Origin of the sequence: Aeromonas sp. 102P (assembly GCF_051920345.1) — a bacterium.
In the GTDB taxonomy this organism is placed as follows: Bacteria; Pseudomonadota; Gammaproteobacteria; order Enterobacterales; family Aeromonadaceae; genus Aeromonas; species Aeromonas veronii.
The window spans coordinates 2,122,369-2,138,828 of record NZ_JBQBCZ010000001.1; the positions used below are offsets into that span (position 1 = coordinate 2,122,369).

The window sequence follows — 16,460 nt, forward strand, 5'->3', positions numbered from 1 at the left end:
TCATCGTTATTAACGAGATGATGCCATTATGTTGACCTCTTTCTTGGCTATCCCCCGTGCTTATAAACGGGTGATCAGTGTCTGTGCTGATCTGTTCTTGCTAACCTTGGCCTTTTGGGGGGGGTATTGGGTTCGGCTAGATGTAAATATTCCGTTGCAGAGTGCGCAGCACTGGCAAATGCTGGGGTTACTGCTGCCGATCACCATCGTAATCTTTATACGGTTGGGGCTGTATCGCGCGGTATTACGCTATGTCGGTTTCAAGGTGTTGTGGACGGTGTCACTTGGCGTCCTACTTTCAACAATGTCTTTGGTTATGCTTGCATTTTTTATGGAGGTGCAACTTCCTCGAACCGTATCAGTGATCTATTTTGCTTTTTCAGTATTGCTGGTCGGTGGTGTGCGGCTTTTTTTCCGGGCGCTGGTACAGCGCAGTGGTCAGCAACGGGTGGCGGTGCTGATTTATGGTGCAGGGTCTTCCGGGCGGCAGCTGCAACTGGCGTTGAATCAAGGGCGAGAGTATCTGCCGGTGGCGTTTGTCGATGATGATCCTGCGTTGGTTAAAACAATGATCCAAGGGGTAAACGTTTACAGTAATGACGCAATCGAGGCGTTGATCGAGCGCTTTGATATTAAAAAGATCTTGTTGGCCATGCCTAGTGCTTCGCGTAGTGTCAGGCAAGCGGTTATCAATCGGCTGGAACAGTGCCCATGTGAGGTTCTCTCTATTCCTGGTATGGCAGATTTGGTTGAGGGGAATGCTCATATCGATGAGCTTAAAGAGGTCAGTATTGAGGATTTGTTGGGGCGTGATGCAGTTGCCCCGATCCCTGAATTGATCAATGCCAATATATCTGGCAAGCGAGTGATGGTAACGGGGGCGGGCGGTTCTATAGGCTCTGAATTGTGTCGCCAGCTCATCCGTTGCAAGCCTGCGCAACTGGTGTTGTTTGAGCTGTCTGAATATGGCCTGTATGCCATTGATAAAGAGCTGCAAGAAATAAGTCAGCAAGAAGGGTTGCAGGTTGAGATAGTGCCATTGCTGGGGTCGGTGCAGCGGCAACATCGCTTGCAAGCGGTGATGAGTACCTTCCAAATCCAGACGGTTTACCATGCTGCTGCTTACAAGCATGTCCCCCTGGTTGAATACAACGTGGTGGAGGGGGTGCGCAATAATGTGTTTGGCACACTTTATTGTGCGCAGGCAGCTATCAGGGCTAAGGTTGAAACCTTTGTGCTGATTTCGACTGATAAGGCGGTGCGTCCCACTAATACTATGGGTACCACCAAGCGATTAGCCGAACTGGTGCTGCAATCGTTGGCTGCTGCACAGCAGCAAACCCGTTTTTGCATGGTGCGTTTTGGTAATGTTCTGGGCTCTTCTGGTTCTGTTGTGCCACTGTTTCGTAAACAGATCCGGAATGGTGGTCCTTTGACTGTGACTCACCCTGACATCATTCGTTATTTCATGACCATTCCTGAAGCGTCACAGCTGGTGATCCAGGCTGGCGCCATGGGGCAGGGGGGGGATGTGTTTGTGCTGGACATGGGGGAGCCTGTCAAAATAATTGATTTGGCGCACCGGATGATCCGTCTGAGTGGCCTGAAGCTCAAGAGCGAAAAATACCCCACTGGTGATATCGAGGTTAAGATCACAGGCTTGCGCCCTGGTGAGAAGCTGTTTGAAGAGCTGCTAATTGGTGAGCAGGTTGAAGGCACTGCCCATCCCCGGATTATGAAAGCCTCAGAGTCGATGTTGCCATGGCCACAACTACGGGCGTTTTTAGCCGAGCTCGATAGCGCGTGTTTCCGCTTCGATCATGAGCAGATCCGCAGCCTGCTGCTAAGTATGCCAACCGGTTTTAATCCTACCGACGGGATCTGCGATCTGGTATGGCAGGCAAAAAATACTTTGTCGCATGAACCGAACCTGAGTGTGGTTGAGGACATTGATTTTCTTAATTCAGAGAGCCCGCAGCCGATGCATTAAACGGCACGCTTTATGTAATGCACAGTGTTTGTGTGAATGATGGAACTGATAGATGGACAGAGGGGCAACATGTTGAGGATCAATAGCTTGTTTGGGCCGAAGCAATCTTCTGTCCTCATCAGGGGCAATGTTTTGTCAGGATGTAGTCTTCAAGCATGTCTTGTCAGTCAGCCTTATATCGCGGAAATGCTAGATTGAATATGTTGAAAATCCTCGTGACCGGCGGTGCCGGCTTTATCGGCTCTGCTGTGGTGCGCCATATCATCCGTGATACTCAGGATGCAGTCATCAATCTCGATAAACTTACCTATGCCGGCAATCTGGAATCCCTGGCCGATGTATCGTCAAGCGAGCGTTATGCATTTGAGCAGGTGGATATCTGCAATCGTGCCGAGCTGGATCGGGTGTTTGCCTTGCACCAGCCGGATGCTGTGATGCATCTGGCCGCCGAGAGCCATGTTGACCGCTCCATCACAGGGCCGGCTGACTTTATCGAGACCAATATCGTTGGCACCTATATGTTGCTGGAAGCGGCTCGCGCTTACTGGAACGGTCTGGACGAGGTACGCAAGGCGGCCTTCCGCTTCCACCATATCTCCACCGACGAGGTGTTTGGCGATCTGCCACATCCGGATGAAGTGGCTGCCAATGAGCCATTGCCGCTCTTTACTGAAACCACTCCTTACGCCCCCAGCAGCCCCTATTCTGCCTCCAAGGCTTCCAGCGACCATCTGGTGCGCGCCTGGCGCCGTACTTACGGCCTGCCCACCATCGTCACCAATTGCTCCAACAACTACGGTCCTTACCACTTCCCCGAGAAGCTGATCCCGCTGGTGATCCTCAATGCGCTGGATGGCAAGCCGCTGCCGGTCTATGGCAAGGGCGACCAGATCCGTGATTGGCTTTATGTAGAAGATCACGCGCGTGCGCTCTACAAGGTGATGACCACCGGCTTGGTCGGGGAGACCTACAACATCGGCGGTCATAACGAGAAGCAGAATCTGGAGGTGGTATACACCATCTGCGATTTGTTGGACGAGATGGTGCCAAAATCGGGCTCTTATCGTGAGCAAATCACCTATGTGGCGGATCGCCCCGGCCACGATCGCCGCTATGCCATCGATGCGACCAAGATGAGTGCCGAGCTTGCTTGGCAACCGCAAGAAACTTTCGAGTCTGGCATTCGCAAAACTGTACAGTGGTATCTGGATAACCAGCAGTGGGTCAGCAACGTCAAGAGCGGTGCCTACCAATCCTGGATTGAGCAACACTATTCCGCGATTGAACAGAACGATGGGGAGCGTGCCTGATGCATATTCTGCTGTTTGGCAAAAACGGCCAGGTAGGCTGGGAGCTGCAGCGCGCACTGGCGCCGCTCGGGCGTATCACTGCCGTTGATTTTGACTCCAGCGACTATTGCGGTGATTTCAGCAATCCGGCAGGTGTGGCTGACACGGTACGTCTGGTCAAGCCGGACGTGATTGTCAACGCCGCGGCCCACACCGCAGTCGACAAGGCGGAGAGCGAGCGGGAGTTTGCCGAGCTGCTCAACGCGACCAGTGTGGTTGCTATCGCCAAAGAAGCGGAAGCATTGGGTGCCTGGTTGGTGCATTACTCCACCGACTATGTGTTCGATGGCAGCGGTGAGCGCCCCTGGGTGGAAACTGATGCAACCGCCCCGCTCAACGTCTATGGCGAAACCAAGCTTGCGGGTGAGCAAGGGGCCGCGCTTTGTTCCCGTCACCTGATCTTCCGCACCAGCTGGGTTTACGCCGCTCGGGGTGCCAACTTTGCCAAGACCATGCTGCGCTTTGGCAAAGAGCGTAGCGAGATGTCAGTGATCAATGACCAGTTCGGCGCTCCGACCGGCGCCGAGTTGCTGGCCGATTGCACCGCCCATGCTCTCCGCGTGGCGCGGTGCAAACCCGAGGTCGCCGGGCTATACCATCTGATTGCCTCCGGTACCACCACCTGGTTTGACTACGCCCAGCTGGTGTTTGCCAAAGCCAGAGAGGCTGGCGTTGAACTGGCGGTGACACAACTCAATGCCGTGCCGACCAGCGCTTTCCCTACCCCGGCCAAACGCCCCCATAACTCCCGCCTGGATACCGGCAAATTCCAGCGCACCTTCGATCTGGTGCTGCCGGAATGGACGGTCGGTGTAGAGCGGATGTTGGATGAGATTTTGGGAAAGTGAGTGGTTAATCGATTCACGATTCACGGTTATTGTTTAATCGACTAACGACTAACGACTAACGACTAACGACTAACGACTAACGACTAACGACTAACAAAAAGCGGCGCACAACATGATTGCTACCCACAAGCAGTTAGATACATGGCAACAAGCTATGCAGTTGGTGAAGATGGTTTATGACAACGCGGCAAGTTTTCCCCGTGAAGAGATGTTTGGTCTAACCAGTCAAATGCGCCGCGCTGCAGTATCAATACCCTCTAATATCGCTGAAGGGACCGGGCGTAGTGGTAGTAAAGAGTTTGCGCGTTTTCTTGATATTGCCCGTGGATCGCTATCTGAACTTGATACTCAAATTGAAATTGCAATGATGCTAGGTTACGTGTCACAAGATTCACCGCTGCCAGCACAGGTTTTGTGGGTGGGTTCATTACTCACAGGATTGCATAAAAAATAAAAGGCTAAGACACATGTTCGAACAACGAACAACCAATAGCGAACAACGACTAACGACTAACGAATCACTAATAACGAAGAGAAAAGGCATCATTCTGGCGGGTGGCACGGCGACGCGGCTGTATCCCGCGACCTTGGCTGTGAGCAAACAGCTGTTGCCTGTCTATGACAAACCGATGATCTATTACCCCTTGTCGGTGCTGATGCTGGCCGGGATCCGCGAGATCTTGATTATTAGTACCCCTGCCGATCTGCCACGCTTTCGCCAACTGTTGGGGGATGGCAGTCAATGGGGGTTAACGCTCTCTTATGCCGAGCAGCAGGTCTCGGCGGGAGTGGCAGAGGCGCTGCTGATTGCCGAGCCCTTTTTAGCCGCTGATCCTGTTTGTTTGATCCTGGGTGATAACCTGTTTTATGGTGCCGAGTTGCCTGCGCAGTTACGGCAGGCGATGGCCGATGAGCAGGGGGCCAGGGTGTTTGCCTATCGGGTCGAGGATCCGGCCCGTTACGGAGTATTGACCCTGGATGAGCAGGGCAAGGCCTTGGCAATTACCGAGAAGCCAGCCAATCCGGCCAGCCATTATGCGGTGACTGGCCTCTATTTTTTTGATGCCCATGCCGTCGAGCTTGCCAAACAGTTGACCCCTTCGGCCCGGGGCGAGCTGGAGATCACCGACATCAACCGTCGTTATCTGGCGCAGGGGCAACTGAAGGTCACCTTTTTAGGTCGGGGTTGTGCATGGCTGGATACGGGCACACCAGATAGCTTGCAAGAAGCTGGGCAGTTTATTCAGGCCCTGGAAAAAAGGCAGGGATTAAAAGTGGCCTGCCCTGAAGAGATCGCCTGGCGTCAGGGCTGGATCGTGGATGAACAGTTGCAGGAGTTGGCCCAGAGGCTGGCAAAAAGTGATTATGGTCAGTATTTGCTGCGTTTGCTGACACCTCGCTTTGGCATGACTCATGTCAACCATTCCCCCTGAAGGAATCATAATGACAGGATCCCCCCCATGATATTTAGCCCCACGGCGCTGGCCGAGGTAATGGTATTGACGCCCGAAACCTGGTCTGATCAGCGCGGTTATTTTCGGGAGTGTTTTCGTCAATCGGAGTTTGAAGGTCATTGCGGTCGCCATCGGTTTGTCCAGGACAATGTGAGCCATTCGCTGGGCGGCACCTTGCGCGGCCTGCATTACCAACGCACTCATCCCCAAGGGAAATTGGTGCAAGCGCTTAGTGGCCGGATCTTTGATGTGGCGGTCGATATTCGTCCAACCTCGGCAAGCTATGGTCATTGGGTGGGTCATATTCTGGATGCTCAGTCGGGTGAACTGATGTGGATCCCGCCGGGGTTTGCTCACGGCTTTTATGTGCTCAGCGCCAGCGCAGATGTTTTTTATAAGTGTACCGATTATTATTTGCCGGGTGATGAAGCGGCTATTCGCTGGGATAGCGCCCAACTGGCGATAACATGGCCGTTATCTGAGCAATTTCCCTTGCTGCTATCTGATAAAGATCGTCAGGCCCCCGATTTCATCGATATGCCTTAGTGCTATCTAGTTGTTGTCAGCCATTTCAATATGGATATTTGAGAAAGAAAAATGAGCGAAAAAATGAGCGAAAAAACGCCGGTTATTCCTAACCAGTGGGTGCAAGCCCCGGCATCAGATGAGATCGATTTACGTGAGTTGATGCTGGTGTTGTGGCGCCAAAAGCTGCTTATTATGCTGGTTACCCTGATGTTTTCTTTAGGCGGTATTGCGTATGCGCTGTTGGCACCCCAGCAGTGGTCCGCTTCGGCAGTGGTGGCTGCGCCTAAGCCGGAGGACATGACACCGATGCGGAAAGTCTCAAAGCAGGCAACTGCATTGGGTCTTGTCGGTTTTCCCAGCGGAGAAGATCTTTACAAAGAGTTTATTGGTGAGTTCAATAGTTACGAGAATCGCCGTGATTATCTCAAAGCCAGCCCTTTATTCACCGAGGTGGTAAAAAACGATGGCCTGGATGGCAAGGCGCAGGTGCGTTGGTTGCGCGACTGGAGTAAATCGGTGACGGCGCAGCCTGTAGACAAGAAGGGGGAGGCGCCGGGTGTTGAGCTCAAGTTTGCTGCCCCCACCTCCGAGAAGTCGCTGGCAATGTTGGAGGGGTATATTGACTACATTATCAAATTGCAACAAAAGCAGTTGATACAGCGACTCGCTGAACAGCGTGATCTGCAGTTGGATGGCATGAACACGGAGTATCGGATCATGCAGGAGGACACAAAACGTACCCTGCAACAGGAAATAGTAGAATTGGCGATGGCTAACAAAGTGGCCAAAGCGGCCGGTGTCAGCGCGCCACTGGAAAACTATAACGCGCAAGATCGTTTCCTCATTTCGCTGGGTTCAAAAGGTTTGGAAGAAAAGCTGTCATTGCTGAAATCCATCGACCTTGAGGTTTATCAACCCACATTGCAATCTCTGCAGGTGAAGATGGCACGCTTAAAAAGCATCTCTTTGGACGGTATTGCATTTCGCCCTTTCTCCTATCTTGACGCGCCAGATGAACCTCTTAGCCGCGACAAGCCAAAACGTCCGCTGATCGTGGTGTTGGCCACCCTGCTAGGTGGCATGCTGGGGGTGGGTATTGTGTTGGTCAAGCATGCATTTCGTCGACCCGACGAGGCATAATGGGTTTGCTAACGAACGAGAGGGGGGCGATTAGCCCCCTTTTTTATTCTCTTTCTCTGGATATCGGGTGGGCCTAAGGAGCCGGGCGGGAATGTTAACAAGACTCATGATGGTGCTATGCGTACTTTATTGGCTGTGCGGCATGCACTTTTTTATGCACAATCCAGGTGGTGCAGGGCTGTATTTGCCCTTTAACGCATGGGGATGGGTGTTTGCCTCGCTGGCTATTGGATTGGGATTGTGGCAGGTGACGTTACGCCAGCGTTTGGTCTTTTCTACATTACAAGCGGGTTTATGTATAGGATCACTCTTGCTGCTGTTCCCGATGCTCTATCCAGGTTTTGCACTCAAGGATTATGCCATTCCCCGATTGCTGGGCCTTTTTGCTGGTCTGCTGTTTTTGTTTGGACTCTATCAATGGCGCTTTAATCGGCAGCAGCGTGATCGCTTGCTCTATCTCATCCTGATTGCGATCTCGATGGAGGCCGTGCTGGGTCTGGTGCAGTTCTACCTGTTGACGACAGGTAACTGGATTGGCTATGACACCAAAGCCAATCGCCCTTACGGGATTTTTCAACAGCCAAACGTGATGGCGACGTTTATGGCGACTGGGATTGCCCTTGCCATCTGGCTGGAACTGCGTAGAGAGGGTGGTCGATTACTTATGGCGCTGCGCTATGGCGTCATTCTATCTGTAGCACTGCTGCTCGTTGTTTTGCAATCCCGAGTAGGGCAGTTAGGCGGTCTGCTAGCCCTGTTCTTACTGATGCCTCAGCTTTATCGACAGCGTTTGCTATGGCGGATATTGGGTCTGGTTATTTTGGCTGTAGCGATTGGCCTGTTATCGCAATATTGGCTGGCTGGAGTAAAACGCGGATTAGAGATCTATCAGTCCGGCGGTATGCGCTCTATTTACTGGCCTTATGCGGTAAAACTGATTGCACAGGCTCCTTGGAGTGGATGGGGATACGGCAGTTTTGAATCTGTTTTTCTCCATCACTACATGGCTGATAAAGCACTGAATCCGTCCATGGTGCAGATTGAGTACAATCTTGACCACCCCCACAACGAGTTTCTCTATTGGGCTGTTGAGGGCGGTATTGCACCCATGGTCGGCATGGTGATCATGGGAGGTGCATTATTATGGCGTCTGGCGAGTGTGCGCTGGGTGCATGCCATGGGGCTGCTTGCCTTGGTTACCCCAATATTGCTTCATACCCAGACGGAATACCCTCTCTACCATGCGATCGTGTTATGGTGGCTGTTGCTGACGCTGATTTATATCATCGATACCGAAATTGAGGAGACCAACCTAGCGAGTCAGGGTTTCTCATCATGGTGGGATATGGAGTGCCGCCCATGGCTGTTACTGCGATTTATGGCGATCGCTATCCCGCTGCTGGTCGTTCCCTTTATGCTCACAGCAATTCACACCGCATGGGTAGTCACCAAATATGAACGGGGTGGGTATAAAGAGCCGACCTTGCTACTTGATATCGTCAATCCCATGGCTTGGTTGACCCGAGTCGAGTTTGATGTGAACTCAGTTCGTCTGATGGTGGGCTTGCAGACAAATAACAAGACCGAACTGGAAGCTTATCTGGAGTGGGGGCAGGCATTCGTACGCCATACACCGCGTGTCAACATATACGCCAATATGGTGATCGCGCTTAATGCATTGGGTCGTACAGAGGAAGCCAATGCGATGCGAGCTGAAGCACTTAAGCTCTATCCAACCGAGCCCCTTTTAACTGGGTCTGCTTCACAGGCAGTGATTACCGGTGTTGACCAATCAGACAAAAATATAACCAAAAATAAATAGTGCTATTTGGATACACAGAAAGCCAGTCCTTAAAAACGGCTGGCTTTTTTATTTTTTCCCTTCTGGACAACCAGTATCTGAACAGTCTGTTTTCGGACGCATGCGTCTGTCAAACGGGCTATGAAAGGCATATTTGAAATGTCATGTGGCGATTCCAACCAATTGATTAATATGTAATTTTGTCGATGGCGTTGAAGGGGTTGATAGTCAATTGGGAGTATTCCCTTCATCATCGGGTGAAGGGAGAGGTTCTAGACGTGTTCATTGCTAAACAGATAGGCATAGTCTTGTCACGTGATGTTGAACGTATGGTAGAAATGTGCGCTCAGGCTTATAAGTAAGGTTACAGAGCTCATTTGTTGGATGCTGAACTGGAAATTAATGAGTCTTGAAATAGCGATGTTCTTGAACACAAGATGGTAATCATCCCTCTACCCAGAAGAGCTGCACTCCAGCCGGTTTGTTATTGATAGTGGCAAGCATTCGATCTTGATGGTGAAATTTAAGAAAAAAAGAACGTTAATATAGAAAAACTGTATGTTGTTGGGAATTGTCCATGCTATTCTGAAACAGTTATCCCTGTAACCGACTTTTTTGTGAGGAAATAATGAACGAGTTTCTGAAAGTTCTGCTGAACATTCGCAGTCTGCGTGCGGCTATTCGTGAACTGCCGTTTGAGCAACTGCTGGAAGCTAAAGAGAAGTTTGACCTGGTTTACCAAGAGCGCGCCGATTCTGTTGAACAGGAGCGTGCTGAACAGGAAGAGCGTCAGCGCAAGCTGAATGAATTCACCGAAATGCTGCAGCAGGCTGGTATTGATCCTCGCGAGCTGCTGGCGACTGCCGCAGCTCCGGCTGCTGCGACTGGCGCTGCCAAGAGCAAGCGTGCTCCGCGTCCTGCTAAATACAAGTACGAAGAAGATGGCCAGGAAAAAACCTGGACCGGTCAAGGCCGTATGCCTAAAGCCATTGCTGCTCAAGTAGCACTGGGTAAAGACCTGAACGATTTCCTGATCTAATTCGTCAGGTTCAGAGATTGAATAATGCCGCCCTTGGGCGGCATTATTTTTGCCGTTTTACTCGTGGTTATCCAATCCGACCCTTCTCCCCACTGTTATCTACATCCTCGCTTGTATCCTTTTTACCGTCGTTTCACTTTACTGTTGCTTTGCTCAATATCACTCATTGTTTGCGATTAATTTTGTCGTGCAGGATTAACTGCGTGATATCGCTATTTGTATGCGTCGTGCAGATATGCGCTTCGGAAATGCATCTCACGATTCACGGGGCGCCGCTCGGCAAGAGTCGAGCTCTTTGCTGATGGAATATCCGGTAACCGTTATCTCCGGTCAGGGTGCGTGAGGTGTAGAGATAGCCGCAAGGTATAGACGGGATATTCTGGGTCGCCGATGCATGTAATTGACTGCGCTGCCATGACTGCCTCTGATGATGAGCAATGGCGTTCGGCTGCCGTGTGGGCGAGGGAATTCGGTGCGGTCTATGGTGATGATATTCCCCACTCTGCCGGCAGAGTGGGGAATGGCCAGGTGAAGCGCTATCGGGGAGTCACGCTATCGCTGCCACCCAGGGCGCGATAGATTTTGGCAGTGGTGGTGAGCTGCTCTTTTTGCTGGGCCAGCAGGCTCTGCTGGGCATCCCACAGCCGGTTCTGCTCATCAAGCCAAGCCTGTACACCGGTCGCGCCCGCCTGGAAGCGAGCCTTTGCCAGTCGTTCGGCCTCCCGGGCATAACTCAGCTGTTCCTGCAGATAATCGAGTCGCTGCTGGCCATAGTGGCGGGCGGCCAGATTGTCTTCCACCTCCACCAGTGCGGTGTAGAGCTGTTTGCGAAACTCGGTTTCAGCGATTTGGTAATCCAGCTCTGAGCTTTCGATGGCGAGCTGGGTGCGGTTGTATTCAAGGAAGGGGAGGGCGAGGCTGGCTCCCAGCGTACCAACCGGATTTTGCAGCACCTGCGCCAATCTATCGGATGCGGTGCTGGCGCTGCCGGTCAGGGTCAGGCTGGGGTAGAAGCTGGTGCGGATCTCGTCCCCTTTTGCCAGCGTCTTGCGCAGCCGCAATTCGGCCGCTTTGACGTCGGGGCGGCGTGCCAGCACATCAGCCGGAATACCCACCACAAGTTCAGGAATGGTCTGCTTTGCAAGGGAAGCGGGTGCATACTCCAGTGGCCCGCTGCTGCGGCCCAGCAACAGACGCAGGGCATTGCGAGCCTGCTCCCGCTGCGCCTTGAGTGAGGCCAGTTCAGCCTGTTTTCCTGCCAACAGTTGGCGTGCCTGCGCCAGATCGAGCCGAGTGATGGCGCCAGCCTGGTATTTGGTCTGGGTCAGCTGCTCGGTTCGGGACAGGTTGGCTAACTGCTGTTCTCCGAGCGTGATGGCAGAGCCGAGATAGCCGAGCTGCCAATACTGCTCCAGGGTATTGCCGATCAGTAGTAGTCGGGTGCTGGCGAGATCCTGCTCGCTTGCCGCCGCCTCCCAGCTTGCCTGATCTCGCACCGAGGCGAGCTTGCCCCACAAATCCACTTCGTAACTGAGGCTCAGCGAGGGACCCAGACTGTTGGTGCCTTTGCCGGTATTCAAATCCTTGTTGCCACTGGCTGCGATAGTGCCATTGACCGAGGGGGTGAGGTTGGTATCGGCTTGCTCGGCGCCCAGTCTGGCGCTTTTGAGCTTGAGGGCCGCCACATGCATGTCCGGGTTGGCGGCCAGTACCGCCTCGACCAGTTTGTCGAGCTGGGGATCATGAAATTCCCGCCACCAGGGGCCTGCCTGCGCAGCCAGTTGGGCGCCCTCTGCTTGTTGCCATGTGGGGGCGATCGCCAGTTCGGGTCTTTGATAGGTGCTGTGCTGACTGCAGCCGCTGAGGGCCATAGAGAGAGCCAGCCAGGAGAGTTTGTGCATTGTTATTCCCTCGCCAGTGCGACAACAGGGTCGAGCCGCGCCGCATTGCGTGCCGGCAGGTAACCAAACAGGATCCCGATGAGTGACGAGCAGCCAAAGGCCATCAGGATGGAGAAGAGCGAGAACTGCATCTTGATGGAGTCCACCAGCAGTGAAAAGAGTGCGCCAATACCTAGCGAGAGGCCGACGCCGAAGATCCCCCCCAGCAGGCTCACCATCACAGCCTCAATCAGGAACTGCTGCAGAATATCCGACTGGCGGGCGCCCACAGCCATGCGAATGCCGATCTCGCGGGTGCGCTCTACCACCGACACCAGCATGATGTTCATCACGCCCACCCCACCGACGATCAGCGAGATCACTGCGATGGCCGAGACCATCAGGGTCATGGTGGCGGTGGTTTTTTCCACCGATTTGATGATGCTGTCGCTGCTGAAGGTGAAGAAATCCTTCACCCCGTGGCGCTTGGTGATCAGCTCGATCACCGCCTGCTCGGCCAGCGCCGGTTGTACCCCGTCCTTGACTCGGATGGTGATCTGGCTGAAGTGGTGCTGCGAGATGAGGCGACTCATCACCGCGCTGTAGGGCAGCCAGATATTGACCGACTGGCTGGTGGGGCCGAAGCCGGTCTCCTGCGAGACCACACCGACAATCCGCACCGGCAAGGTGCCGACCAGTACCACCTTGCCGACAGGCTCCTCCTTGCCAAGCAGGCTGGTGATGCTCTTCTTGTCCACCACGGCGACGGCGGCACGCTGCTGGATATCTTGCCACTCCAGTAAGCGACCACTGACCAGCGTCATCCCCTTCACCTTGAAATAGTCGTTACCGACCCCGGTCACATTGCCGCTGTTGGTCTTGTTGCGATAGCGCAACTGGCCTGAGCTGCCGATCTCGGGGCTGGCGCCCGCAAGATAGGGTTGCCCCAGCAGAGCATCGAGATCCCCCTTGTTGAGGGTCTGGATGCTGGCCATCTTCTCATCGCCCCATCCTTTACCCGGGAAGATTTCGATGGTGTTGGTGCCCATCGCATTGATCTGATCGATCACCTTGGCGCGCGCCCCTTGCCCCAGCGCCACCACACTCACCACGGCGGCGATGCCGATGATGATGCCGAGCATGGTGAGGAAGGTGCGCATCCGGTGGGCGAGCATGGCATGGATCGCCATCCGTCCCGCTTCCCGATAACGATCCCAGTCATGGCCTATGGCACTTTTAGTGGGCACTATTTTTTTAGGGACTACGGCGGTGGCTGGAGCCAACACGGGCGTTTGGCAGGGGCCGCTATCTTGCTCAATCCGACCATCCTTGATAGTGATGATCCGGTCGGCATGGCTGGCCACGTTCATATCGTGGGTGACCAGAATGATGGTATGGCCCTGAGCGTGTAGCTCCTTGAGGATCGCCATTACCTCCTTGCCGCTCTGGCTATCCAGTGCGCCGGTCGGTTCATCGGCGAGGATTACTTCGCCACCATTGGCCAGCGCCCGGGCGATACTGACCCGCTGCTGCTGACCGCCAGAGAGTTGGCCCGGGGTATGGTGGCTGCGATCGGCCAGACCCAGTCTGCCCAGCAGCTGACGCGCGCGCGCCTGGCGAGCCGGGCGGCTGGTGCCGGCATAGACGGCGGGGATCTCCACGTTGGCGGCGGCATCGAGGTGGGGCAGCAGGTGGTAGCGCTGAAAGATAAAGCCGAAGTGGTGGCAGCGTAGTCGGGCCAGCGCCAACGCATCCATTGTCGCGGTGTCCTGACCGCGAAACAGATACTGGCCGCTGCTTGGGCTATCGAGACAACCCAACAGGTTCATCAGGGTCGACTTGCCAGAGCCGGACGCGCCGACAATGGCGATCATCTCTCCTGCCGTGATGGTGAGGTCAAGAGGGTGGAGCACGGTGACTTCGCTGTCGCCGCTCTGGTAGCGTCGCTCGACCCCTTTCAGCTGGATCAACGGCAGCTGGTTCAGGGGCTCACTCATAGCATCACCGCCATCTCATCATTGTCGGCGGGGGCTCCGTGATTGAGCTGCACCTCCTCCTTCTCGCTCAGCCCGCTGATCACCTCAATGCGGATCTCATCCTTCATACCGGTCTTGATATGGCGGGTTTCGGTCGTCTCATCTTCCTTGATCACGGTGACTTCATACTCGTTGTCACCCAACGACTTGCCGAGGGCGGTTTGCGGCACAGTGAGCACCTGCTTGCGCTCGCCGAGCACTATGGTCACCTGGGTGGTCATTGCTACCCGCAGGGTATGAGCGGGATTGGGTACATCGAACAGGGCGTAGTAGTAGACAGCCGCATTGCTGGTGGTGGTACCTGTGGTGGCCTGATCGTTGATGTTGGTGGGCGCTAACTCCACGGCGCGAAGCGTACCCTGATAGCGGGTATCCGGATCGCCGATCAGGGTGAAGTAGACCGGCATGCCGGCTTTGACCTTGGTGACATCAGCTTCGGAGATCTGCGCCTTGACCGTCATGGTCTCGAGGTTGGCCAGCTTGAGCACGGTCGGCACCGTCTGGCTGGCCGCCAGGGTCTGGCCCTGACGGGTCACAATGCTGATGACGGTGCCATCCATCGGCGCCAGGATCTTGGTGTAGCCCAGCTCGGTCTTGGCCCGATCCGCGAATTCAACTTCGAAGTGCGACACTCGCCTATGCCGCCTGACGGTACTCTTCGAATACCTTGACAGGCTGCCTGAATCCGAGACATTTCCGAGGTCGTAGGTTGAGCCACTGCTCCGCTCTCCTGACATCCTCGTCCGTGACCTCTCTCAGGTCTGTTCCCTTTGGGATAAACTGCCTCAACAGCCCATTGCTGTTCTCGTTCAGACCGCGCTCCCACGAAGAGTAAGGGTGCGCAAAGTAAGTCTCGGCACCCAGCGCTTCCTCTATCGCCTTGTGTTCGGCAAACTCGCCGCCGTTGTCAAAGGTGATGGTATGCACCTGCTCGATGTAGGGCGTTAACATCTCGATTATCGCATCCCGCACCACCCCAGCCTGTTTGCTCGCGACCCGCTTGACCAGATAGAGCCGGCTCTTGCGCTCCACCAGGGTGACCAGTGCACCTGTGCCTTGCTTGCCCAGCACCGTGTCCGCCTCCCAATCACCGAGCCGCTCCCGGCTATCGACGATAGCCGGCCGTTCATCAATAGAGCGGGCTTCCTTGATGGGAGAACGCAGGCTGCTCGCCCCCTTGCGGTAGCGCTTGTGGCCCTGGCGCAGATGGCGGTACAACTGGCCACCCCGGGCTTTGTCGGCGGCCACATGGCGGTATATCCACTCGTGACTCACCATGAGGCCTATCTGCTTGCCCACCGCGCTTATCTGCTCCGGGCTCCACCACCAGGCGAGTGTCAGCTCGACAAACTGGATGACATCGGCAGATAGCCGAGATTTGGCCGCACTGGCCCGTCGGTGGGTGGCGTGCTGATGCGCATTGTCTGGCTGGTAGCCCTGCGGCCCGGCGTTACGACGCAGCTCCCGGTAGAGGGTGGAGCGATGAACGCCAATGGCGCGTGCGGTGGCAAGGATGGACATCCCCTGTGCGCGAAGCACCGATAACTGGTATCGTTGCCCCTCGGTCAACTGCTGATAGCTCATGGTGATACTGCTTTTACTTTGGCGAGCAGAAGGGTACCACCAATCAGCAGTTGGCCACCTCTCGCCATTCATCCATGAGTGTCGCACTTATTATCTGAATTCCCGATCAACCTTGATCAGGGCATTGTCGATATTGGCTTGGCTGTTTTGCAGTTCGGCGCGGGTGACCGCCAGCAGTGCCTCGGCACTCTCCAGATCGGCCCGTGAGCTCGCCTCCTGCTTGAACATCTGTTGCTGGCGCCGCCAGGCGAGCTCGTTCTGTTTGAGTTGTGCTTGCTTGATCTTGAGCTGGGCGCGGTTGCTGGCAAGTTCCGCCTCGGCCGTCTTGAGGTTGTTCTGGGCAATCAGGGGATCGATCTCGGCCAGCAGGTCTCCCTGCTTGACCTGATCACCGGCCTCTACGGCCAGCTTGGTAACCTGACCGGAGACCTGGGCCCCCACATCCACCTGCTCCACGGCCTGCAACACGCCACTGGCCAGCACGGTCTGGGCAATATCCTCGCGGGTCACCTGAGCGGTCAGCATCGCCTTGGGTGGTTGACTGGGCCAGAGCAGCCAGCCGAGGAGCACCACGGCGATCAGCATGGTGATGGCCAGGGTTCTCTGCTTGGGGGTTATGTTCATCGATCACCTGAATGGAAACGGAAAAGGTTGTGCGCGGCGATTATCCTGCAGCAAAGCCCTGATAAATAACAGCCGCAAATATGTAAGCAAAGTTATGACGTTAACTATCAATAAGCAGTGGAAGGCGTACGTGAGAGACCGGAGGGGTGAGCAAGATGATCAGCAAGAGGATGGGGAGTGCGGCTGG

12 protein-coding genes and 2 pseudogenes are annotated in these 16,460 nt (G+C 54.7%); 9 read left to right on the top strand and 5 right to left on the bottom strand.

Translation table 11 applies throughout. From position 1 onward, the window contains the following. The first annotated feature begins 28 nt into the window (after window positions 1-28). The 9 genes from ACTG1K_RS10165 to ACTG1K_RS10205 all read left to right on the top strand — a co-directional run bounded on the left by ACTG1K_RS10165 (window position 29) and on the right by ACTG1K_RS10205 (window position 10,149). Window positions 29-1,990, top strand: a complete 1,962-nt coding sequence (locus ACTG1K_RS10165) for a polysaccharide biosynthesis protein (protein ID WP_440005230.1) — start codon at window positions 29-31, stop codon at window positions 1,988-1,990. A 203-nt stretch (window positions 1,991-2,193) separates the two neighbouring features. Continuing rightward, entirely contained in the window at window positions 2,194-3,300 is a 1,107-nt protein-coding gene (rfbB, locus tag ACTG1K_RS10170) for a dTDP-glucose 4,6-dehydratase (protein ID WP_440006814.1), read from the top strand. Further along, window positions 3,300-4,187 carry a dTDP-4-dehydrorhamnose reductase gene (gene rfbD, locus ACTG1K_RS10175; protein ID WP_440005231.1) on the top strand — a complete coding sequence of 296 codons (888 nt, stop codon included), beginning with the start codon at window positions 3,300-3,302 and terminating at the stop codon, window positions 4,185-4,187. The genes rfbB and rfbD overlap by 1 nt, the downstream gene beginning before the upstream one ends. Window positions 4,188-4,299: 112 nt before the next feature. Further along, complete coding sequence (locus ACTG1K_RS10180; protein WP_103250567.1) at window positions 4,300-4,641, top strand: four helix bundle protein; 342 nt, start codon at window positions 4,300-4,302, stop codon at window positions 4,639-4,641. A 70-nt stretch (window positions 4,642-4,711) separates the two neighbouring features. After that, complete coding sequence (gene rfbA / locus ACTG1K_RS10185) at window positions 4,712-5,620, top strand: glucose-1-phosphate thymidylyltransferase RfbA (RefSeq protein WP_335820671.1); 909 nt, start codon at window positions 4,712-4,714, stop codon at window positions 5,618-5,620. 27 nt (window positions 5,621-5,647) lie between these two features. Beyond that, complete coding sequence (rfbC, locus tag ACTG1K_RS10190) at window positions 5,648-6,187, top strand: dTDP-4-dehydrorhamnose 3,5-epimerase (RefSeq protein ID WP_103250568.1); 540 nt, start codon at window positions 5,648-5,650, stop codon at window positions 6,185-6,187. 63 nt (window positions 6,188-6,250) lie between these two features. Next, window positions 6,251-7,309 (top strand): LPS O-antigen chain length determinant protein WzzB, encoded by a 1,059-nt coding sequence (locus ACTG1K_RS10195; RefSeq protein WP_182962904.1) that lies wholly within the window; start codon window positions 6,251-6,253, stop codon window positions 7,307-7,309. Window positions 7,310-7,400: 91 nt separating this feature from the next. Then, the gene (locus tag ACTG1K_RS10200) at window positions 7,401-9,131 is read left to right on the top strand and encodes a Wzy polymerase domain-containing protein (RefSeq protein WP_440005232.1); all 1,731 of its coding nucleotides are present in this window, start codon (window positions 7,401-7,403) and stop codon (window positions 9,129-9,131) included. A 607-nt stretch (window positions 9,132-9,738) separates the two neighbouring features. After that, the gene (locus tag ACTG1K_RS10205; RefSeq protein ID WP_005344269.1) at window positions 9,739-10,149 is read left to right on the top strand and encodes an H-NS family histone-like protein; all 411 of its coding nucleotides are present in this window, start codon (window positions 9,739-9,741) and stop codon (window positions 10,147-10,149) included. Window positions 10,150-10,685: 536 nt separating this feature from the next. On the opposite strand, the gene ACTG1K_RS10210 is transcribed toward ACTG1K_RS10205, so the two are convergent. The 5 genes and pseudogenes from ACTG1K_RS10210 to ACTG1K_RS10230 all read right to left on the bottom strand — a co-directional run. After that, window positions 10,686-12,050: an efflux transporter outer membrane subunit gene (locus tag ACTG1K_RS10210; RefSeq protein WP_440005233.1), complete on the bottom strand. Its 1,365-nt coding sequence runs from the start codon at window positions 12,048-12,050 to the stop codon at window positions 10,686-10,688. 2 nt (window positions 12,051-12,052) lie between these two features. Continuing rightward, on the bottom strand, window positions 12,053-14,026 hold the full coding sequence (locus ACTG1K_RS10215; protein WP_421285770.1) for a MacB family efflux pump subunit: 1,974 nt from the start codon (window positions 14,024-14,026) through the stop codon (window positions 12,053-12,055). Then, a pseudogene (locus ACTG1K_RS10220) lies at window positions 14,023-14,670 on the bottom strand (HlyD family efflux transporter periplasmic adaptor subunit); the annotation flags it as partial. The gene ACTG1K_RS10215 and the pseudogene ACTG1K_RS10220, both read right to left, overlap by 4 nt. Window positions 14,671-14,701: 31 nt before the next feature. After that, the gene (locus ACTG1K_RS10225; protein ID WP_019706001.1) at window positions 14,702-15,649 is read right to left on the bottom strand and encodes an IS30-like element ISAs2 family transposase; all 948 of its coding nucleotides are present in this window, start codon (window positions 15,647-15,649) and stop codon (window positions 14,702-14,704) included. 102 nt (window positions 15,650-15,751) lie between these two features. Next, window positions 15,752-16,273 (bottom strand): annotated as a pseudogene (locus ACTG1K_RS10230) (biotin/lipoyl-binding protein); the annotation flags it as partial. Between the last annotated feature and the right edge of the window lie 187 nt (window positions 16,274-16,460).

Bases quoted from the DNA above. Each gene is read 5' to 3' on its own strand.
- ACTG1K_RS10200 (WP_440005232.1), top strand. From the start codon at position 7,401: ATGTTAACAAGACTCATGATGGTGCTATGCGTACTTTATTGGCTGTGC.
- rfbD (WP_440005231.1), top strand. From the start codon at position 3,300: ATGCATATTCTGCTGTTTGGCAAAAACGGCCAGGTAGGCTGGGAGCTG.
- ACTG1K_RS10205 (WP_005344269.1), top strand. From the start codon at position 9,739: ATGAACGAGTTTCTGAAAGTTCTGCTGAACATTCGCAGTCTGCGTGCG.
- ACTG1K_RS10195 (WP_182962904.1), top strand. From the start codon at position 6,251: ATGAGCGAAAAAACGCCGGTTATTCCTAACCAGTGGGTGCAAGCCCCG.
- ACTG1K_RS10215 (WP_421285770.1), bottom strand. From the start codon at position 14,026: ATGAGTGAGCCCCTGAACCAGCTGCCGTTGATCCAGCTGAAAGGGGTC.
- ACTG1K_RS10225 (WP_019706001.1), bottom strand. From the start codon at position 15,649: ATGAGCTATCAGCAGTTGACCGAGGGGCAACGATACCAGTTATCGGTG.
- ACTG1K_RS10210 (WP_440005233.1), bottom strand. From the start codon at position 12,050: ATGCACAAACTCTCCTGGCTGGCTCTCTCTATGGCCCTCAGCGGCTGC.
- ACTG1K_RS10165 (WP_440005230.1), top strand. From the start codon at position 29: ATGTTGACCTCTTTCTTGGCTATCCCCCGTGCTTATAAACGGGTGATC.
- rfbC (WP_103250568.1), top strand. From the start codon at position 5,648: ATGATATTTAGCCCCACGGCGCTGGCCGAGGTAATGGTATTGACGCCC.
- ACTG1K_RS10180 (WP_103250567.1), top strand. From the start codon at position 4,300: ATGATTGCTACCCACAAGCAGTTAGATACATGGCAACAAGCTATGCAG.